This is a genomic window from Enterococcus casseliflavus, assembly GCF_029215545.1.
GTDB lineage: Bacteria > Bacillota > Bacilli > Lactobacillales > Enterococcaceae > Enterococcus_D > Enterococcus_D casseliflavus.
The window spans coordinates 397,350-417,743 of sequence record NZ_CP119393.1; the positions used below are offsets into that span (position 1 = coordinate 397,350).

Here is a 20,394-nt window from a genome sequence, read left to right on the forward strand (position 1 = left end):
ACAAAATCTGTAAGGACGCAAAGAAAAGTTTTCTAGACGAAAAAGGGTTTTGATCCAAGTAGGAGGAGAATCTAAGGTATAATAAGAAAAAAGGCAGGTGAACGAGATGGAACAAGTAGAGTGGAAAGGGATCGCCGAAGAGCGGTTTCGTCCGTATAAGCAGTGGGTCACTCCTTCAGGGTATTTATGCGGCACCTATGCGGCAGCCGTCTTTTTGGCCTACTATCAAGATTACATCGATGAAACGATCATCCCGAAAGCGTTTCGTAGAAAAAAACAGCGAGATCTGACAGTAGTGACGGAAATGCTGCGGGTGCTGATTCAGCCTCATGGGTTGCCGACGATCGCTTGGCAAGTCAGTCATGGATTGACTCGGTTTTTCGATCAATTCCAATTGCCTTACCGCGGACGTGCGACTGTTGTTGGCGGCTGGCATCGAGCGTGCAAACGAATCGATGAAGGCAAACCGGTGATCATCGGTATTTTGAAGCCTTTAGGCAGCACGTATGGCAATCATTGGGTCGTGGCTTACGCCTACGCTGAAACCGCCAGCGGAGAACGCTATTTTAAAGTTCATGACAACTGGGGCAACTACAAAAAAGTGATTCCCGCCAGTTGGGTAAACGGTACCGTCACACTTCCTTGAACGAGACGGTTAAAAAAACAGTCACTTTGTGCTAGAATAGAAGAAAACAACCACATTCATTGGAGGCAATCATGGGCGAAAGTTATAAAGATAGTTCGTTGAAAATTTTTAGTTTAAATGGAAATTTACCATTAGCAGAAAACATTGCGAAAGTTTTCGGTACAGAACTAGGGAAGTCAAAAGTGACACAGTTTAGTGATGGAGAGATTGCCATCAATATCGAAGAAAGTGTGCGGGGCGACCATATTTATATCATTCAATCGACGAATGAACCCGTCAATGATCACTATTTAGAGCTATTGATCATGATCGATGCGATGAAACGGGCTAGTGCGAAGACCATCAATGTCGTTTTGCCTTATTACGCATATGCACGGCAAGACCGAACCGCCAACCCGCATGAGCCGATCACTGCAAAATTGATTGCCAATATGCTGGTGGAAGCAGGGGCTTCTCGAATCTTGACGCTTGATCTGCATGCCGTCCAAGTTCAAGGATTTTTCGACATCCCAGTGGATAATCTCTTTACGATCCCATTGTTTGCCCATTACTATCGCGAACAAAAAATGACGGGTGACGACTATGTCGTGGTTTCACCAAAAAACAGCGGTGTCCAACGGACCCGTAGTTTGGCAGAATACTTAGATACAGCGATCGCGATCGTCGATCAAGATGAAGCCGATGGCGGCTATGTGATCGGTGATGTCGTTGGGAAAAAATGTATTTTGGTTGATGACATTTTAAATACCGGCCATACATTGGCAAAAGCGGCAGACTTGTTGAAGGAAGCTGGTGCCAGCGAAGTGTATGCTTGTGTCTCTCACGCCTTGCTTTCACCGCCTGCTAAAGAAATTTTGGATCAATCAGCGATTGAAAGTATTTGTGTCACCGATTCTTGCTGGACTAGCGAAGAACGCCATCCGCAAAAACTGCACTACATTTCTTGTGCTGAATTGATGGGGGAAGCCGTTCGCCGTATCCACGAAAATACACCAATGAGTCCATTGTTCCGCCTGGAAAGCAAAGAGTATAAATAAAAATATGAAAAGCACCCGCTATCCTTAGGGACAGCGGGTGCTTTTGCATGTAAGGGGAAGTGGATCAGACCCAGCGGATCAGTTCAACTGGTTGCGGTTTAAGACCGTTTCTCGTTTGATCAGCTTATGTGGTACGACCAGCTGTACGCCGTTTGAATCTTCATGATTCAATTGCGCCATCAGCCGTTCGGTAGCGATTTTTCCTAAGGACAGCACGTTGATATCGATACTAGTCAAATACGGATGGGTCAAAGTAGCAAAGATCGAATTGTTGAAACTGATGATGGATAAATCGTCGGGGACTTTGTAGCCATACATCGTTGCTAATTGAATGATCCGCACAGCGAACAGATCATCGATCACGACGATGGCCGTTGCTTGGGATTCTTTGATCGTTTCTTCAAACGTGACGTAATCTTCCGCTTTTTCAAAGGTCAATGCTGGATAAAAGGGGAGATTTGCCAGCATCATGGCTTTTTGGTAGCCGAAGAAACGCTCGAAATACAGGTTTTCATGGGTCGTATTGGTAGCAAATAATATCTTCGTATGCCCTTGGGCGATCAGATGCTCGGTTGCTTGCTTGCCTAACAACTGGTTGTCATTATCGACAAAAACGATTTTGTCTTCATTGCTGTATGGTTGACCAATCAAAGTAAAAGGGACTTCTTTTTCGACCAGATAGTCGATGATGGGGTCTTTTTCATCGGAATAGACCAAGATAAAGCCATCTACTTGTTTTTGCAGGTGCATCCGTTCCACGTTTTTTAGTAATGTAGCAAAGTCACGGGCGGAGGCAACGGCAACCGTCATTTGATGATGGCGGGCCTCTTCATTGATGGCTTCGATCGTTTCTAAATAAAAGGGGTTTCCTAGTCGTTCTTTCGAATCAAGAGGCGGCAAGATCACGCCGATGGCACTGGATATCTGTTTGCCGAGATTTCGAGCCGCAAGATTGGGGACATAGCCCATTTCTGCCATTACTTTGCGCACTTTCTTCTTGGTATCTTCAGAAATGCTGGGATGATCGTTTACGACACGAGAAACCGTGGATGTAGCGACGCCAGCCTTTTTGGCGACATCTTTGACCGTAATGCTCACTGATTTCCCTCCTTTTTTAGCTTATAGTATCACAAAGTGTCGGCACAAGGGTAGAGCCAATCAAAAGAAAGAAGAAATGCAGACATTTCTTCTTTCAGAAGGCTTGTTTAGTTGATCGCTGTACTGATTTCGTCTTCTAAAACATAGTCTTTGCCATACAACTTGATTGGCAATGCCTCACCGCTGATTTTCTTCAATGTCACCGTCGAGTCATTGACGGAAACAAAGAGCAGACGTCCACGATAGTTGATGTGGAAGGCATAGCGGCTCCAAGTTTTAGGTAAGAATGGCGCAAACCCTAAGTGGTCGTGATCGGTTTTCATTTGAGCAAAACCTTGAACGATCGCTAACCAGCTGCCGGTCATAGAAGTGATGTGCAAGCCATCATCGGTATCATTGTTGTAATTGTCCAAATCAAGACGAGCAGTCCGCTCATACATTTCCAACGCTTTTTCTTCCATGCCTAATTCCGCTGCTAAAATCGCATGGATACTTGGAGAAAGGGAAGATTCATGCACTGTCATCGGCTCATAGAAATCAAAGTTCCGTTGTTTTTCTTCTTTGCTGAATTGATCGCCTAAGAAGTAGATACCTTGCAAAACATCGGCTTGCTTGATAAAGCAAGAGCGCAAGATATGATCCCACGACCAATTTTGGTTCAACGGCAAATGTTTTGGATCAAGATCGGAAACGGGCATCAAGTCTTTGTCTAAGAAGGTATCATGCTGGACGAACACACCAAGCTCTTGGTCTTCTGGGAAGTACATATTGTCGATGATGTCTTGCCATTTGGCTTGTTCTTCGTCAGAGATCGTGACAGTCGCTTCGTCTTTGAAGGCTTCATAGCTGGCTAAGGTATAAGCTAAGACCCAAGTAGCCATTTTATTGGTGTACCAGTTGTTATTGATATTGTTTTCGTATTCGTTTGGTCCTGTAACGCCATGGATCATGTATTTTTGCTGGCGTTTCGAATAGTGGACACGATCTGCCCAGAAACGTGAGATCGCACTTAACACTTCTAATCCTTCTTTTTTCAGGTAACTTGTATCGCCAGTATAATTCGTATAGTTGTAGATGGCATAAGCGATGGCACCATTTCGGTGGATTTCTTCGAAAGTGATCTCCCACTCATTGTGGCATTCGATCCCAGTGAAGGTCACCATTGGGTAAAGGGCACCTGCTAAGCCTTGTTTTTGCGCATTGATATGGGCCTGCGGCAATTGGTTATGACGGTATTTCAACAAGTTACGGGTCACTTCTGGTTTTGCTAATGCCAAATACAATGGAACTGCATAGGCTTCGGTATCCCAGTAAGTCGCACCGCCATATTTTTCACCAGTAAAGCCTTTCGGTCCAATGTTCAGGCGCTCGTCTTCGCCATAATAGGTTGAAAACAATTGGAACAGGTTGAAACGAATTCCTTGTTGCGCCGCAGCATCGCCTTCAATGATCACATCAGCTAAATCCCAGCGGGCTTTCCAAGCAGCAACTTGTTCTGCACGCAACGCATCATAATCTGCTTTGTATAAAGTGCCTAATTCGGTGACTTTTGCTGGATGATCATGAGCGGGAACATCACGACTCGTAACGATCAAGACTTCTTTGATCAATGAGAAGGTGTCACCGGCTGTTCCAGAAAAGGCAAAGGTATCAGCAACGCAAAGCTCGCTTTTCACGGAATCGATCGGTGTTTGGCTATGACGCATAGCAGAAGTGACAGTAAAGCGTTCAATGTCAAAATTATTTTCTACAGTCCGAGTGGTCAAGTAATGGAAGGTTTCGGTTTGGCCATGAGCCAATTCTTCCCAGAAACGTTCGTCGTAGTTGCTGTCTTCGTTATGGACATTGTTATCTAGTTTAGAAACGACTTTGATCTCAGCGTCGCCTTCAATGATCTCAGCGTCCATCTTAATGAGGGCAAGTTCACGTTTTACGATGCTCAAGAAGCGTTCAAAAGAGAATTTTACGGTGGCGCCTGCCAAAGTGACAGTAAAGTTGCGGCGTAAAATCCCGGTTTCCATGTCTAGTTCTAAACGGAAGTCACTTGGGCTGATTTTTGCTAAGTCGACTAATTGGTCATTGACAAATAGGTCCATTGCAATAAAGTTGACCGCGTTGATCACTTTGCCAAAATAGTCAGGGTAGCCGTTTTTCCACCAGCCGACACGGGTTTTGTCTGGGTACCAGACACCAGCGATATAAGTACCTAAGTGATGATCGCCGCTGTATTGTTCTTCAAAGTTGCCGCGCATTCCCATGTAGCCATTCCCGATACTTGTTAGCGACTCTTGCAGTCGACGATTTTCTTTATCTAAGGTAGATGTCGCGATTTTCCATGGATCGATCTCGAACAATCGTTGGATTTTTTTCATGAAAGTCCCTCCAGAATCTTTTTGATATCTCTATCATAAGCGCAAACGATTGCATCGTCAAGTGAAAGTTGTTGCGTTTAAAGAATTTCCTATTAGGAAACATCGAGAAAGAGAGATTCAGTTATATAAAGGTGAAAAGCGAATAGAATCCCTTTTGATATTTCTGGGTTTACAAAATCTTTTTTCTCCGTTAGAATGAAATCATTAAGAAACCGATTGCGTAAATCGATTCAGGGAAGGAAGAAGGAAGATGAAAAAATTATTGAGCTTCGAATTTTGGCAAAAATTCGGAAAAGCGCTAATGGTGGTTGTCGCTGTTATGCCAGCTGCTGGTTTGATGATCAGTATTGGGAAAACGATCCCAATGATCAATGCCGACTGGGCATTTTTGATCACTACAGGAGGCGTCATTGAAAACATTGGTTGGGCAATTATTGGTAACTTGCATTTATTATTTGCATTAGCTATTGGTGGTAGTTGGGCAAAAGAGCGAGCTGGTGGGGCATTTGCTGCTGGGATCGCCTTTATTTTGATCAACCGAATCACTGGTTCGATCTTTGGCGTGACGAGCGCGATGTTAACCGAAGAAGGCGCCTTTACCCATACGTTATTTGGGACGAAGATCATGATCGACGGCTTCTTTACTAGTGTATTAGAAGCACCTGCTTTGAACATGGGTGTCTTTGTTGGGATCATCGCCGGTTTTGTGGGAGCAACAGCTTACAACAAATACTATAATTTCCGCAAATTACCGGATGCGCTTTCCTTCTTTAACGGCAAACGCTTCGTACCTTTCGTAGTGATCGCCCGTTCAGTAGTCGTCGCATTAGTGTTATCGATCGTTTGGCCTTACATTCAGGCAGGCATCAACAACTTCGGTTTATGGATCGCGCAATCACAAGAAAGTGCGCCCGTTTTAGCACCGTTCTTGTTTGGAACCTTGGAGCGGCTGCTCTTACCATTCGGGCTGCATCACATGTTGACGATCCCGATCAATTACACCGAATTAGGTGGAACTTACACGATTCTTTCTGGCGCACAAGCCGGCACCCAAGTCTTTGGACAAGACCCATTATGGCTTGCTTGGGCAACGGATCTAGTGAACATGCGCAATGCTGGCGATACGTCACAATATCAATTTTTATTGGAAAACTTTGTTCCTGCCCGCTTTAAAGTTGGACAAATGATTGGTTCATCTGGGATCTTGATGGGCTTGTCTTATGCCATGTATCGCAATGTCGATGCGGACAAACGGCACAAATATACCTCTATGTATTTATCAGCTGCTATCGCTGTCTTCTTGACAGGGGTAACGGAACCGTTGGAGTTCATGTTTATGTTTGCTGCCGTACCGCTTTACATCGTTTATGCAGTCGTACAAGGGGCGGCGTTTGCGATGGCGGATATCGTCAACTTACGGGTCCACTCTTTTGGGAATATCGAGTTGTTGACCCGTACCCCAATGGCGATCAATGCCGGCTTAGGACAAGATTTGATCAACTTTGTGTTAGTGACCATCGTCTTTGGTGTTGGGATGTATTTCTTGGCCAACTTCTTGATCAAAAAATTCAACTTTGCAACACCAGGTAGAAACGGCAACTACGAAACAGAAGGAGCCAGCGATGCGCCAGCAACAGCTTCGGCGGATGGAAATTTGAACCCAGATTCGCAAGTCGTGAAAATCATTCATTTATTAGGCGGACGTGAAAATATCGCCGACGTTGATGCATGTATGACCCGTTTACGGGTCTCTGTGAAAAATCGAGAAGCGGTCGGCGATGAAAAAGCATGGAAAGCCGCAGGGGCTTTAGGCTTGATCGTAAAAGACAACGGCGTGCAAGCAGTCTATGGACCGAAAGCAGATGTTTTAAAATCAGACATTCAAGATATCTTAGATTCTGGTGTCACGATTCCCGAACCGACGGCTAGTCAAGCACCAGTAGAAACCACTACCCACCAAATCCAAGGCGTGACAGCTGAACTAGCTGCCGTTGCCACTGGAGAAGTGATGCCGATCACCTCTGTCAAAGACCAAGTGTTTGCGGAAAAAATGATGGGTGACGGTTATGGCGTGCGCCCAGAGCAGACGATAGTTGTCGCACCAATCAGCGGGAAAGTCACCAACATCTTCCCAACGAAACATGCGATTGGCTTGCTTTCTGATGAAGGCATCGAAGTATTGGTTCACATGGGCTTAGATACCGTTGACTTAAACGGTGCCCCCTTTACGGTAGCTGTCACTGAAGGACAACAAGTGGCGGTGGGTGACAAGTTAGCGGAGATGGATCTCGCTGCAGTAAGTGCTGCTGGCAAAGACACCACCATCGTTGTAGTGTTGACCAACAGCGATCAAATCGATTCCTTTGAATTGACCCAAATCGGTAAGCAACAAGCAGCCGCAGTTGTTGGAATCGTAAAACTATAATAAAATGACAAGCGGGTCAACTCTTTTGTTGACCCGCTCTCTTTTATTTTTTTAAGGAATCGTACAAGCAAACCGAGAGAAGGAGCCTTATTCATGAAGGTATTAACATTGAACACCCATAGCTGGTTAGAAGAAAATCAGCTCGAAAAATGCAAGATGATCGCACAAGAGATTGCAACAGGCGACTATGACATCATCGCCTTGCAAGAAGTCAACCAAACGATCGCTGCTCAAACCATCGTTCCTGATGGGCTTTATTGCCCCACAGATACGCTGGTGGAAATCAAGGAGGACAATTTTGCTTTGCGTCTAGTGGAAGAACTACAACTGTTAGACTGTGATTACTACTGGTCATGGACCTACAGTCACGTAGGCTATGACATTTACCACGAAGGCAATGCCTTATTGTCCAAACAGCCCATCATTGCCAAAGAATATCTTGCTTCACAAGCCACGGATGTCTGGGATCATACCACACGCAAAAACCTGAGCGGCGTGACTGAAGCCGATGGACAGATCGTACAAGTCGTTAGCTGTCATTTTTCTTGGTGGCAAGACGGTAAATTTGCCTACGAGTGGCAACAGACAGAAGCATTTTTAGCAGAACGGGCAGATACCTTATTGATCCTAGGAGATTTCAACAACGATGCGGCCAGTTCTGGTCATCAACTCGTCCTTGACAGCTCCTTACAGCTGCAAGACAGCTTTTTAACGGCTACCGAAACGATCGGTGAAGCCTCTGTCGTTAAAGCCATTGATGGTTGGCAAGACAATCGAGAAGCATTGCGGATCGATTATGTTTTTGCATCCAATGACCTGCAAGCAACGGAATATGAAGTGGTTTTTGACGGAACGCGTACTCCGATCGTCAGCGATCACTTTGGAATCAAAGTGGTTTTTGCTTCAAAAACAGAGCCAAACTAGCAGAAGCGACAGCAAAAAAGCAGTGCCAATCGGCACTGCTTTTCTTTTTGGGGAAGTTAAATCGCTGATCGAACAAGGAGGAAAAAGAATAAACTCAATAAAAGAATGAATGCTAATGCCCCATAGGTAAAACTCTTTTCGACCCAAGTTGCGTTTTCCTCCTGACTCGAAAGACTTCTTCTTGTAAAAAAGACGAGTCCTGCGCCGATGACATTCGCTGTCAGCAACTGCTGGAAGAAGATCAGGAATAAATACTGACCCAAAAGGCCTTTTTTACTCATGGAAAACCGTTGAATAAAGTACAGGCAAGCCCCTTGCAGCAAAAGGAGACTACTTAACAAGACCCCTAAAGCGGCTAACGGTTGCGAGTTGAGGTACTGGGCAAAGGTCATCCCATGGTTGAAGGCAGTCAAGGAAAGATAAAGATAGTAAGCACCGGCGATCAAAAGCCAATAACTCAGTAAAATCAATGGAAACGCCCATTTTCGTTTAGTCATGGTTGCCCTCCTGTAAAGTGAATAGTCCGTAGGAACGGATCAAATAATCAATCAAGCAGCTTAGTCCAATCAAAGACTGGCTAGGGATTTTCTTGCGACCGATTTGAAAAAAATCGCAATAATAGGTCAGGTGATACGTTGAATGGCGAGCAAAATAATTATCTCCTGGCGCACTCAATGTCAAAACGGGAATCTGACGAATCGCAAAAGTCGTCAGATTCTCTTTGACGTTTTCTGTTTCGCCGCTCAGTGAGGCGATGATCACACAATCTTCGGCAGTGATCATCGGCATGACCATATCAAATTCCGTTTTGTTCGGCAATACGATCACTCGTTTTTCCATAGAAAGCATCATTTTGGAAAACTCCTCCAGTGCTTTCTTTTGGGAAAAACCAGTTGGGTAGCAGTAGATGGTTTTGCTGCGGTCAAACAAGCAGTTGAGGGCAGCTAAGTCTACCGTTTTTACATAGTTGAGGGTGGCGAAAATATCCTCTTGTTGCTTTTCAAAAATCGTTTTTTGCTGCGAAATCGTTGTTGTCTGTTCTTGCTGATGCCGTAGAAAATATTTGAACTCGGAATAGCCAGAAAAACCAAGTTTTTTCGTCAACCGTAAAATAGAAGACTTGGAGACGTGAACCTGCTCGGATAGCTCGACGATCCCCATAGATAGAACGGTGTCGCCGTTGGAAAGAATGTAGTTTAGAATGCCACGATCAAGTTCACTTAACTCTGATTGGTGCTGTTGAATCAAATACTGTAATTTCACAAAAACCCCTCCTTATTGATTAAGTATAGCTGAAAAGCCAGGAGGGGAGGCGAAGAACGCTGGCTAGTGTAATTCTGGCCAAAAGGCTTGATTTGCTTCAATCAATTCATCGAGTAATTCTTTGGCTACACGGGCATTTGGAACCACTTTTGAAAGAATCAGTGCTTGCCATAATTTCTGGTAAGAACCCTCTGCCCAAGCCTCCACGACTAATTTTTCTACGGCGACTTGTTGCTCCATCAATCCTTTTTGGAAGCGAGGGATCTTGCCTTGTGTGATTGGTTCTGCCCCGTTACTGCCGACGATACAAGGCACTTCCACCATTGCCTGTTCATCAAAGTTGACGATCGCTCCTTCGTTAGGCACGATCAACAGCATCCGTTCTTGCGTGTTATAAGCAATCGCTCGTGCAAGGTCCACGATGTAGCTGGCGTGTTCATCCACTTCAAGCGTGGTGTCAGTCGCTGTCTGGTTTTCTACGATGCGTTGGCATTCACCAAAGACGTGTTTTTCGCGGCCAGCCATGACTTCATTTGCCCGTGTAAAAGATGGGTTGGTGTGCGCCACTTCATCTTGAGGGAAAAAGTAATATTTCAAGTAGGTATTTGGCAAAGTGGATGGATCAACTTCGTACACTTCTTTTGCTTTGGCAAAGGTGTGCATCCAGCTGGCATCAGCATGTTGGCTCGCTTCGATTTCTTCTGGCAATGAATAGCCGTATTTTGCCACATGCGCCTGGATCTGCGGCAGCAAATCATTGCCAGCTTTGTCTCGTATATCTGTCCACCAGCCAAAGTGATTCAAGCCATAATAGCGAACCACCAACTCTTTGCGAGAAGCTAAACCGATCGCTTGCGCCATCCGTTCTTCGATTCCCACTGGCATATCACAAATATTAATGATCTTAGCATCAGGGCGCAATTTACGAGTCGCTTCTGCGACGATCGCTGCAGGATTGGAATAATTCAACATCCATGCATCAGGGGAATATTTTTCCATGTAATCGACTAACTCCAATACACCGCCGATAGAACGCATCCCATAAGCGATCCCGCCAGGACCACAAGTTTCTTGGCCGACCACACCATATTTCAAAGGGATTTTTTCATCCTTTTCGCGCATCGCATACAAGCCAACTCGGATATGCGCCATCACAAAATCGACATCCTGAAATGCGGTTTCGGGATCAGTGGTTGCTAAAAAGCTGATTTCTGGTGCGCGTTCTTTTAATAAAATCTCGCAAGCTTGTGCAACTTTTTCTTGTCGTTCTTCCAAATTGTCGTAAAACTTGATTTGGCGAATCGGGAAACGATCCAAGTGTTCCAAAAGCATCAAGACGATTCCTGGGGTAAAGGTACTGCCGCCTCCGGCGATCACGATTGAAAATTTTTTCATTTTTGTTTCCTCCTTAGTCTGATACAGCTAATAATTTTTCGAATTGTTCTCTCACTTGTGGCACATCCAGGCCAACGATCACTTGGAAGGCGTTGCCGTTGCGAACGACACCATGGGCACCAGCGCCTTTAAAGATGTCATCTGGCAGCACTTGGTCTTGATCTTTGACGGTGATTCTTAGGCGAGTGGCACAATTAGTGACTTTATCAATGTTGTCGCGACCGCCAAACCCTTCTAAGTAGACTGCGGCTTGTTCGGTGTAGCGATTGGCACCAGCAATCACTGGCGTTCCAGTGTTGGCTTGTTTTTCTTTGTAATCTTTTTTGGTGTACAGTTTGACTTCGCTATTGTTTTCTTCCCGTCCTGGTGTGGCTAACTTAAACTTGAGGATCAAGAAGCGGAAAACAAGGAAATAAAGGGCAGTAAAGGCTAACCCGATCACCAGCTGCGTGAAGATCATACTGCGATGATTTTGAAATAGCGGAATCCAGACCTTCGCCAACAGATCAATCAAGCCGCCCCCCATATCTCCAACGACCCCGAAGGCAAACATCGTTGCCGCCATGGTCGCTGCTAAAACAGCGTGCACCGCAAAGAGGGGTGGTGAGATAAAGAGGAAGGTGAATTCCAATGGCTCAGTGATACCAGCTAAAACGGCAGTTAAAGTGGCAGGGATCAAAATCGCTAAGACCTTCTTTTTGTTTTCAGGCTTGGCTGTGAAATAAAAAGCAGCAGCGATCCCCGGTGCAGCAAAGATCTTAGAATTGCCATGTAAAGCAAAGCCCCCTTCAGGGAAAAGCTCTTTCAATGGTCTGGTGGATTGGGCAAATTCTTGTAAATGTGCCATCCAGTATTTGGAGATTCCTTCTTCGACGACAGCGGGACCAAAAACAAAGGGGGTATACACGAAATGATGGAGACCTGTGGGAATCAATATTCGCTCTAAGAAAGTATAGAGCCAGACCCCAAAGACCCCAGCACTTGCTAGAAACCCTTGCATGGACCCAATGCCAGCTTGGACTTTCGGCCAAATCAATGCGATCAAGAAAGCAACTGGCAGCATTAAAAAGAAACCGAGGATCACGACAAAGGAAGAGCCTTGAAAGATTCCGAGAAAATCAGGCAGCTTCGTATCGAAAAACTTGTTGTGAAGATAGACGACGATCGCCGAAATAAAAATTGCTCCGATAATACCAGTATCTAATGTTTTGATGCCAGCGATCATTTTCAAACCACTCTCACCGCCGGGATCAGCTGCAAAGTTGACACCGAAGAAGTTACCAAAGTACTCGATCATGCCAGAAATAAAATAATTACAAGTAATATAGACGACAAAGGCTTCCATTGCCGCTCGCGCATTGGCTTTTTTTGCGAGACCGATCGGTAATCCAATGACAAATAATAATTCCATTTGGTTGAAGACCGTCCACGCTCCGTTTTCAATGATCGTCCAAATGTTGTACCAAGTAGAGCCTTCAGTGGCGATGCTCCCCACAAGCATCGGATTTTTAAAGATAATACACAGCGCGACCATGATCCCTGAAAAGGAAAACAAGAGGACCGGGGTAAACATCGCACCGCCAAACCGCTGAACTTTTTCCATCATAATTTCTTAACATCTCCTTTCAATTTTTACTACAACCTCAGTATAGAAAAGAAAGATAGCGGTTACAATAAAGCGAGGCAGCATAGGAACGTAGAAGCAAACAAAGAGAAAAAGTGGCAACTGCGGGGAAATTTCCCATAAAAAAACAAACCTGCGAAACACAGGTTTGTTTGCTACGTACGTGTATTTAAATTTCGACGTTGCCATAACGATTGGCAAGGGCGGTGCGGATCAAGCGCTCTGCCAAATGCTCATTTCTTGCAAGGAGCGGTCCGTGGAAGTAAGAGCCGAACACATTGCGGTAAACCACGCCTTCGGTTTGGTCTTCGCCATTATTTCCTTGTCCTTGGATGACTTTCCCCAATGGTTTTTCCCCTTTACCTAAAAAAGTACGGCCATTATGGTTTTCAAAGCCATAATAGGTCTCATCGAATTCTTCATTGTGGATCACGATGTCACCGATGAATCGGTTGTTTTCTTGGCTTAAGGTGTAATGATCCAAGGCGCCGATCCCATTGATTTTCTCACCGTTGGCACCGATGTAGTAATGACCCAGCAATTGATAGCCGCCGCAGATCGCCAGCATGACGCCATCATTTTCGATATAGCTGGTCAGGGCTTCTTTTTTTGATTGGATATCTTGTGAAACGATCACTTGTTCAAAATCTTGTCCGCCACCGAAGAAGACGAGATCATATTTTTCAGGATCGAAGGGCTCGTGAATGCTGACGACTTCTGCGTTGAAGGTCACGCCTAGTTTTTCGGCCACGTAGCGCAGCATCAAGAGATTGCCGTTGTCGCCGTAAGTATTCAAAAGATTTCCATACAAGTGGGCAACATTCAGTTGATACTTAGTCACGACTCATTCCTCCTTTGATATAGCCTTTTTCCGCAAGCTTTTTGCGTAGCTGCAGGACTGCAGTGTAAGTCGCTAAAATATAGACTTTTTCTGTTGGTAAGTCTGCAATTTGCTTGATGACGTCATCAAGTTCAGGGGTTTCAATGATTTTCTCTTCAGGGATCCCCGCAACTTTTAGCCGCAACGCCATATCTTTGTGACGATCACCACCAGCGATCACTTGAGGAATCCCCATATCGGCAAACGCTTCATGGTCGCCATCCCAAATCCAGCTGACGTCGATCCCATCTGCGTAGTTGGCATTCAACAAGCTGACTAGCGAGAAAGGATAGGGCGACAGGCCGATCATATCGATGACTTGGTTCAAACCAACAGGGTTTTTAACTAAGACTAACGTACATTCTTTGTCCCCAATGCGGATCACTTCTTGGCGACCAAAGACTTTTTCGTCATAGGCCAAACCAGATTTGATTTTTGCAGGTGCTACGCCATAATATTCCGCAACCGCAGTTGCCGCCAGCGCATTGTAGACATTGTACATCCCACCAACTTCGATGCGATAGTCGTTGCTATCGATCACAAAGTCAGCAGAGGTGTTGTCCATTGCGGTCATTTCCGTCAGTTTATAATCCAATTCTGGTCGATGGAAGCCGCAATTTGGGCAGTAGTATTTTCCAAGATTGGCATAGGTGATCATTTTATAGTGTAAAATGTGATGACACTCAGGACACAACACGCCATCCGTATTGTAATGGGCCATCTGCTCTTCATCTGGTAAATGATCAAATCCATAGTATTTCCGCGGATTGACAGTTGCTACCGAATTGAACAGTGGCGAATCCCCATTGCAGAGGATCGTAGCTTCTGGTGAGTTTGCGGCACCTTCAACGATCATTTTATAGGTCGTATAGATCTCGCCATAACGGTCCATTTGATCGCGGAAAATATTGGTGAAAACGAACAATTCCGGTTTGATGTACTTCGTTACTTTGCTGAGACTGGCTTCATCGATTTCTAAAACCGCGAATTTTTTGCCTTTTTTAGGGCGTGCCGATAGAAAGGTTGAAACGATCCCTTGGACCATATTGGCGCCGGTGGGGTTCGTCAATACTTCATCAAATTCTTGGCGCAAAATATTGACAGTCAAGGCAGTCGTCAATGTTTTGCCGTTGGTGCCTGTGATCACGACGACTTGGTAATCTTTCGCCAAATGATCTAATATATGTGGATCAACTTTTAATGCTAATTTACCAGGCAGGCTTGAGCCGCCTTTGAAAAAGTTCTTTAATACCCATTGAGAGGTCTTACCGACTGAAACAGCCAGATGACTTCGTATTCCCATAATGTAACCCTCCATTAGAGCGAATGCTTTCATTGTGCAAATTCAATTTATCATACCATATACCAAGAAAAAGGTTAAATTGCTTTTGCGATTCTTTAAATTTCTGCAAAGACCATTCTGATAAATGGCTCTTTTACTTGCGATGATCAAAGGCTTGAAAAGCAAAACAGCAAACCTTCTGCCAGGTTTGCTGCTGCTTTAACCGATAATGATTTTTTCCGTTGGGTACTCGTAGCCTAAGTCACGTGTTTCTTTTGGTACGAATAACATCAAGGTGTACAGCATACCGACACGGCCGATAAACATCAAAAGAGCAATCACGAGTTTGCCGATGGTTGATAAATCGCCCGTGATTCCTAAAGAAAGCCCTGTGGTTCCAAATGCCGAGGAAACTTCAACAATGATGGCGATCAAAGGGATATCCTCGATGGCGGTCAAGAATAAGACACAAAAGAAGCACATACCCATCGAAAGCATGAAGACTACCACTGATTTGCGGACGTCATCTTGATCGATGCGGCGACCGAAGATATTGATATTGTCCTCACTTTTCAAGAAGGCATAGAGGTACAGCCCAATGATGGCAATGGTCGTCGTCCGAATCCCCCCGCCAACAGAGCTGGGACTACAACCAATAAACATCAGCAAGGAGAAAACGATCAACGTCGTGGTTTGAAAGTTGCCTAAGTCATGGATCTGCAGGCCAGCATTCCGCGTTGTCATGGAATAAAACATGCTGTTCATCCACATACCGCTAAAGCTGTAATCTTTGAACAAATAATCTTTCTCAAGGAAAAAGATCGCTAATGTACCGCCGACAAAGAGGATCACGAAAGCCAAAACAGCAATTTTTGTGAATAATGAAAAGCGAAACGGCAAGCGGCGGCGTTGTTTTTTCATTTTAAAAAGGACCCATTCCCGAAAGTCCATAATTACTGGAAATCCGATCCCCCCGATAAAAATCAAAATCATGATACACGTCAGGAAGAAATAATCATGAGAAAACGGCAAGATGGAATTGCCCGTCACATCAAACCCTGAGTTGGTCACAGCAGAGATCGCTTGATAAAATCCATAAAAGATCGCATCTCGCCAATTGTCATAATAGCCGTAAAGATGAAAATAAACAGCAAAGATCGTGCCTGCTACCACCTGACAAAGCAAGATGATTGTAAACGTCGTTCGAATCATCCGAACGATCCCACTAAGCTTTGGCTGATTCATATCCGTCATGATCAACTGGCGCTGCTTTAAACTGATTTTGCGCCGTGAGACGATCGCAAAAAAGGTCGAGATCATCATGATCCCTAAACCGCCGACTTGAAAGAGGACTTCCAATAAGATGACCCCGTGGTCGTTAAACACGTCATTGATCGGAAAAGTAGTCAGCCCAGTGACACTGACCGTGCTGACCGCCATAAAGAACAGATCGATAAACGCGACATGAGAGCCGGGTTCTCGAAAGAAGGGGAGTGAAAAAAGCCCCAAAGAGACCACCGTCATCACGATATAATAAAAAACAATCACTTGGATTGAAGACACGTTCTGGGAAATAAACGTCTTGCTCCTGCGCTGCGTCAAGCGGGCAAAGCGGGTAAAGTTCATTACAAAAAACCCCTCACTAAATAAACTATCCCCAGTATACCAAAGAACCAAGTAGATTTGAAAGAAAGCAGGATAGAATTCATGGGAGCAGAAATTGTGTAAGGAAAAGCTTTTGGAAAGTATCGTTGGGTTAGAGGACACGATCAGGCTGTGGTTCTTGCGGCAGCTTGATTGCTTAAGAAACTTAAAAACTCGAAGCAAATCAGTAAGGATTTCACGATTTCAGAAGAAAACGCTGGCAATTTATGAGAAGATAAAAGAAGAAAAAGATAGCAGCGACGATCCGCACGGAACAATAGCGAGAAAGCGGACAAAAAAGCGCATCAAATTTTTTGAAAATCGAGACGGAAATGGGGAGTATCATGAAAGACGTAAAAATTATTTTTTTCGATGTTGATGGCACACTAATCGATATGAGCAAAAAGCAAATCTCTGAAAGAATGTTAGCCACATTAAAAGCCTTGAAGAAGCAAGGGATCCTGTTGTGCATTGCAACTGGCAGAAGTCCCATCGCGTTGCCGCAATTTGAAGGCGTGACCTTCGATGCGTTTTTGACCTTTAACGGATCGTATTGTTTTAATCAAGCCGAGGGGATCCACCAAAACCCCATTCCTAAAAAAGATGTTCAGCAAATCATTGAAAATGCGACGGCACTCAAGCGTCCAGTAGCGATCGCTACGAAGGACCGAACGGTTGCCAATGGCAAAGATGCTGATTTAGTTGAGTATTTTTCCTTTGCCCACCAAGAAGTGATCGTGGCAGAAGATTTTGATGAGGTGATCCAACAGCAAGACATTTTTCAAGTGATGCTAGGCTCAGGGAAAGAAGACTACGCCAAAGTGATGGCAAATACCACGGAGGCGAAAATCACCGCCTGGTGGGATCGCGCAGTCGATATTATTCCAGCCAGCAGTGGGAAAGGAAGCGGCATTGCCAAAATGCTGGCTTACTATGGCTTGGATAAATCTGAAGCCATTGCCTTTGGCGATGGCAACAATGACATTGAGATGCTAGAGGCAGTCGGCTGGGGTCTCGCAATGAATAATGCCTCGGATGAGTTAAAAGCAATCGCCGATGAAGTGATCGGTCACGTAGCCGAGGAAGGCATTTATCATTACTGCTTAGAAAACGGGCTGCTGGGTGAAGTCGTGCAGTGATAGGCAATGCTTCAGTTGCTGTTGCCCGTTAAGAACATGCGCAGCCAGGATCGCTACTGCGTGTCTGTTTGATCAAATAAAAAAACTGTTTCCGAAGTGCATTAGAGAAACAGTTTTTTTATATAGTTGTTTAGCAATGTGTAAGGTTTACAGCGCCTCCACTGCTTCGATCGCCTGATAGACTTTTTCGGGTGTGATCGCAGGATCGATCAAAATAAAGGTTTCTTCTTCTTTGACAGCATAGGTCAGAACCGAGGCGAAGTAATCCCGATCAAGGCGTGTCACGTGGAGATCCTTCAGCTTCATTGGCAAGTGCAAAGCTTCGTAAAATGGCCGTAATTCTTCAATCACATCAAAATCATTGGTATAGGCAAGCTGGACCCAAATGCAGTAGGCGACTTTGTTGCCGTGCAAGACGCTATGGGTCTCACTCAAATAAGACAAGCCGTCATGCAGCGCATGCGCACCAGACGTGCGGCCAAATTCGACTGCAAAACCACCAACTTCGCCTGCCAAAGCAATGATCGCATCGGTGATACGGGCGAAGGCGGGGGTCAGCTGCCCGACTTCTAGGTCTTTGACGGCTTGGATCGCATCGGCAATCAACAAGTTTTTGATCAAAAGAGCGCTTTGGAAACCTAGCCGTACTAAGGCAGTCTTGTCGTCTTCTGCCATGTTGCGGACGATGGCTTCCATTTCATAATATTTGGCTAACGTATCAGCGATCCCAGCGATAAAGTAATCAACGGGTGTAGCTAGTAAAAAACGGGTGTCGACGATCGTCATGTAGGCACCTTTTTTGGCATAGTCGATTTTACAAATCGTATGATCAGGGTAATAGGCGACGATCACAGGGGTAAAGGGTGCACAGTTAGAAACCAATGTAGGGATCACGATCAATTCTGCGCCAAGGGTTTGGGCGGTGATTTTTGCTGTATCAGCGACTTTGCCGCCGCCGATTGCCACTACGGCATCCGCTTGCTGGATCGCTTCAGCTAAGGCTTGCGCATTTTCAAAACTCGATGATCCATCGTAGCGGTAGATCGGGTAGTCAAATGAATGGGGGTAATAGGCTGAAAACACATCGAATGACTGCTCCCCAGTGATCACGGCAACTTCTTGGAACTCACTTAAATACTCTGGCAAATCAGCTAAGACCCCATCGCCAGTAATATACCGATTAGGACCTGGACGGACTTCATTGGCTAACATCAAACAAACACTCCTTTATAATCGTCAGAATTTTCTAATCAGTGTATCGCGAAAATGCCCTGACTGTCAATTTCCTTTTGGCAAAAGAAACAGAAAACAGCCGATCTGCCTTGAGAGCAAATCGGCTGTTAATGATGAATCGGGAGGCATACTCCAAAAATGTTAGGCCCAGTTTTGGCGAATAAAGCCAGCTCGACCGGAGCCTTCGCTATAAGCATTGTAATGGGCTGCATTTTTTTTGTAAAAATCTTGATGGTAGTCTTCTGCAGGATAAAAAGGTTCTGCTGGTTCGATCTTCGTTACGATCGGACGGTCAAAGCGGCCGCTAGCTTGCAACTGCGCCTTTGATTTTTCCGCAACCGCTTTTTGTTCTTCACTATTGTAAAAAATCACTGGACGATAGGAATCACCACGGTCGGCAAACTGACCAAACGCATCCGTGGGGTCTGTCTGCTGCCAATAGATGGCAACCAATTCTTCATAAGAGATGACCTCAGGATCAAAGGTGATCTCAACTGCTTCGGTGTGACCGGTGGTTCCTGTCGTTACTTGTTGGTAGGTTGGGTTAGGCACATGGCCGCCAGTAAAGCCAGAAACCACTTTGAGGATGCCTGGCTGCGAGTCAAAAGGTTTCACCATGCACCAAAAACAACCGCCAGCAAAAATTGCCGTATCTTTCATAGGTATTCCTCCTTTGCTTCTATGGTATGCTTCTAGTAGAGAAAAACAAGAGATATGCTTGTAAGAAGGAAAAAAACAGAAAATGAGTTCTTTACGAGAAAACAAAATGAGAAAGAGAGGCACAACCAATGTTAGATAAATCAATTCCATATGCAGAAATCTGGATGAAACGAGCGCACAAAAGCACACCGATCCAGCCCATTCAATCCGATAACTATTCGCTACGCAGCTACCAAATAGGAGACGAAAGGCACTGGGCACGGATTGAAACATCCGTCGGAGAGTTTGACAATGAGGCCGAGGCATTGGCGTATTTTGAAAAAGAATTTATGCCCGAGCAAGCACAGCTAGGACAGCGAATGTTTTTTGCCCTTGATCAATCAGGTACACCGGTCGGTACGGCTACCGCTTGGAAAAAAGCCAAGCAAGACGGCACACCGGTTCCACTAGTCCATTGGGTAGCAGTAATGCCGCAAGCTCAACGTCAAGGGATCGCTCGCGGCTTGGTCACGCAAGTCGTTTCTGTCTTGGAGGCAGCCAACGAACCGATGTATCTTCATACGCAAACCTGGAGCCACGCAGCAATCACGCTGTATCAGCAGCTTGGTTTTGTGATCATTGCAACGGATATCAATGGGAATGAAAATCCAGAATATTCGCTGGCTTGTCAAGTATTGGCAGAAGTTGCTCAAAAAGCCAGAAACGAGTAAGAGATGGCGGCGGCGAAAAATCCGTTAATTTTTCGTAAAACTCTTGCGTAAAAGGCGGCAGG

The 20,394-nt window shown here is 45.1% G+C and carries 17 protein-coding genes; 6 read left to right on the forward strand and 11 right to left on the reverse strand.

Going from position 1 to position 20,394, the window contains the following annotated elements; all coding sequences use genetic code 11:
- The first annotated feature begins 106 nt into the window (after positions 1-106).
- Together P0G38_RS01965 and P0G38_RS01970 are read left to right on the forward strand one after the other, a co-directional pair.
- On the forward strand, positions 107-646 hold the full coding sequence (locus tag P0G38_RS01965; protein ID WP_005233534.1) for a C39 family peptidase: 540 nt from the start codon (positions 107-109) through the stop codon (positions 644-646).
- A gap of 71 nt (positions 647-717) precedes the next feature.
- Positions 718-1,683 carry a ribose-phosphate diphosphokinase gene (locus P0G38_RS01970; protein ID WP_153883724.1) on the forward strand — a complete coding sequence of 322 codons (966 nt, stop codon included), beginning with the start codon at positions 718-720 and terminating at the stop codon, positions 1,681-1,683.
- Between the two features lie 78 nt (positions 1,684-1,761).
- Here the strand turns inward: P0G38_RS01970 and P0G38_RS01975 are convergent, their stop codons facing one another.
- Positions 1,762-2,781 (reverse strand): LacI family DNA-binding transcriptional regulator, encoded by a 1,020-nt coding sequence (locus P0G38_RS01975; protein ID WP_005227844.1) that lies wholly within the window; start codon positions 2,779-2,781, stop codon positions 1,762-1,764.
- A 107-nt stretch (positions 2,782-2,888) separates the two neighbouring features.
- Complete coding sequence (locus P0G38_RS01980) at positions 2,889-5,153, reverse strand: glycoside hydrolase family 65 protein (protein ID WP_275853902.1); 2,265 nt, start codon at positions 5,151-5,153, stop codon at positions 2,889-2,891.
- 250 nt (positions 5,154-5,403) lie between these two features.
- Here P0G38_RS01980 and P0G38_RS01985 point away from each other — a divergent pair, with 250 nt between their 5' ends.
- The gene (locus tag P0G38_RS01985) at positions 5,404-7,578 is read left to right on the forward strand and encodes a PTS transporter subunit IIBC (protein ID WP_275853904.1); all 2,175 of its coding nucleotides are present in this window, start codon (positions 5,404-5,406) and stop codon (positions 7,576-7,578) included.
- Between the two features lie 93 nt (positions 7,579-7,671).
- Positions 7,672-8,502: an endonuclease/exonuclease/phosphatase family protein gene (locus tag P0G38_RS01990; protein ID WP_074934055.1), complete on the forward strand. Its 831-nt coding sequence runs from the start codon at positions 7,672-7,674 to the stop codon at positions 8,500-8,502.
- Positions 8,503-8,558: 56 nt separating this feature from the next.
- Here P0G38_RS01990 and P0G38_RS01995 read toward each other — a convergent pair whose 3' ends face one another.
- The 7 genes from P0G38_RS01995 to P0G38_RS02025 all read right to left on the reverse strand — a co-directional run bounded on the left by P0G38_RS01995 (position 8,559) and on the right by P0G38_RS02025 (position 16,572).
- Positions 8,559-8,999, reverse strand: a complete 441-nt coding sequence (locus P0G38_RS01995; protein WP_275853907.1) for a hypothetical protein — start codon at positions 8,997-8,999, stop codon at positions 8,559-8,561.
- Complete coding sequence (locus P0G38_RS02000; protein ID WP_275853909.1) at positions 8,992-9,765, reverse strand: MurR/RpiR family transcriptional regulator; 774 nt, start codon at positions 9,763-9,765, stop codon at positions 8,992-8,994. Before P0G38_RS02000 ends, P0G38_RS01995 begins: the two co-directional genes overlap by 8 nt.
- A gap of 63 nt (positions 9,766-9,828) precedes the next feature.
- The gene (locus P0G38_RS02005) at positions 9,829-11,160 is read right to left on the reverse strand and encodes a 6-phospho-alpha-glucosidase (protein WP_008379332.1); all 1,332 of its coding nucleotides are present in this window, start codon (positions 11,158-11,160) and stop codon (positions 9,829-9,831) included.
- Between the two features lie 13 nt (positions 11,161-11,173).
- Positions 11,174-12,766 (reverse strand): alpha-glucoside-specific PTS transporter subunit IIBC, encoded by a 1,593-nt coding sequence (locus P0G38_RS02010; RefSeq protein ID WP_016609922.1) that lies wholly within the window; start codon positions 12,764-12,766, stop codon positions 11,174-11,176.
- A 187-nt stretch (positions 12,767-12,953) separates the two neighbouring features.
- The gene (locus P0G38_RS02015) at positions 12,954-13,625 is read right to left on the reverse strand and encodes a type 1 glutamine amidotransferase (RefSeq protein WP_005227859.1); all 672 of its coding nucleotides are present in this window, start codon (positions 13,623-13,625) and stop codon (positions 12,954-12,956) included.
- Positions 13,618-14,967 (reverse strand): Mur ligase family protein, encoded by a 1,350-nt coding sequence (locus tag P0G38_RS02020; protein ID WP_275853913.1) that lies wholly within the window; start codon positions 14,965-14,967, stop codon positions 13,618-13,620. Before P0G38_RS02020 ends, P0G38_RS02015 begins: the two co-directional genes overlap by 8 nt.
- Positions 14,968-15,165: 198 nt before the next feature.
- Positions 15,166-16,572, reverse strand: coding sequence for a TrkH family potassium uptake protein (locus P0G38_RS02025; protein WP_005227864.1), 1,407 nt, complete (start codon positions 16,570-16,572; stop codon positions 15,166-15,168).
- 362 nt (positions 16,573-16,934) lie between these two features.
- On the opposite strand from P0G38_RS02025, the gene P0G38_RS02030 reads away from it, so the two are divergent.
- Positions 16,935-17,729, forward strand: coding sequence for a Cof-type HAD-IIB family hydrolase (locus P0G38_RS02030; protein ID WP_005227867.1), 795 nt, complete (start codon positions 16,935-16,937; stop codon positions 17,727-17,729).
- 147 nt (positions 17,730-17,876) lie between these two features.
- Here P0G38_RS02030 and P0G38_RS02035 read toward each other — a convergent pair whose 3' ends face one another.
- Together P0G38_RS02035 and msrA are read right to left on the reverse strand one after the other, a co-directional pair.
- Positions 17,877-18,941 (reverse strand): iron-containing alcohol dehydrogenase family protein, encoded by a 1,065-nt coding sequence (locus P0G38_RS02035; RefSeq protein ID WP_060791564.1) that lies wholly within the window; start codon positions 18,939-18,941, stop codon positions 17,877-17,879.
- 162 nt (positions 18,942-19,103) lie between these two features.
- Positions 19,104-19,622, reverse strand: coding sequence for a peptide-methionine (S)-S-oxide reductase MsrA (gene msrA, locus P0G38_RS02040; protein ID WP_005227878.1), 519 nt, complete (start codon positions 19,620-19,622; stop codon positions 19,104-19,106).
- Positions 19,623-19,750: 128 nt separating this feature from the next.
- Between msrA and P0G38_RS02045 the strand changes: the two genes are divergently transcribed.
- Positions 19,751-20,332, forward strand: a complete 582-nt coding sequence (locus P0G38_RS02045; RefSeq protein ID WP_275853924.1) for a GNAT family N-acetyltransferase — start codon at positions 19,751-19,753, stop codon at positions 20,330-20,332.
- Positions 20,333-20,394 lie beyond the last annotated feature (62 nt).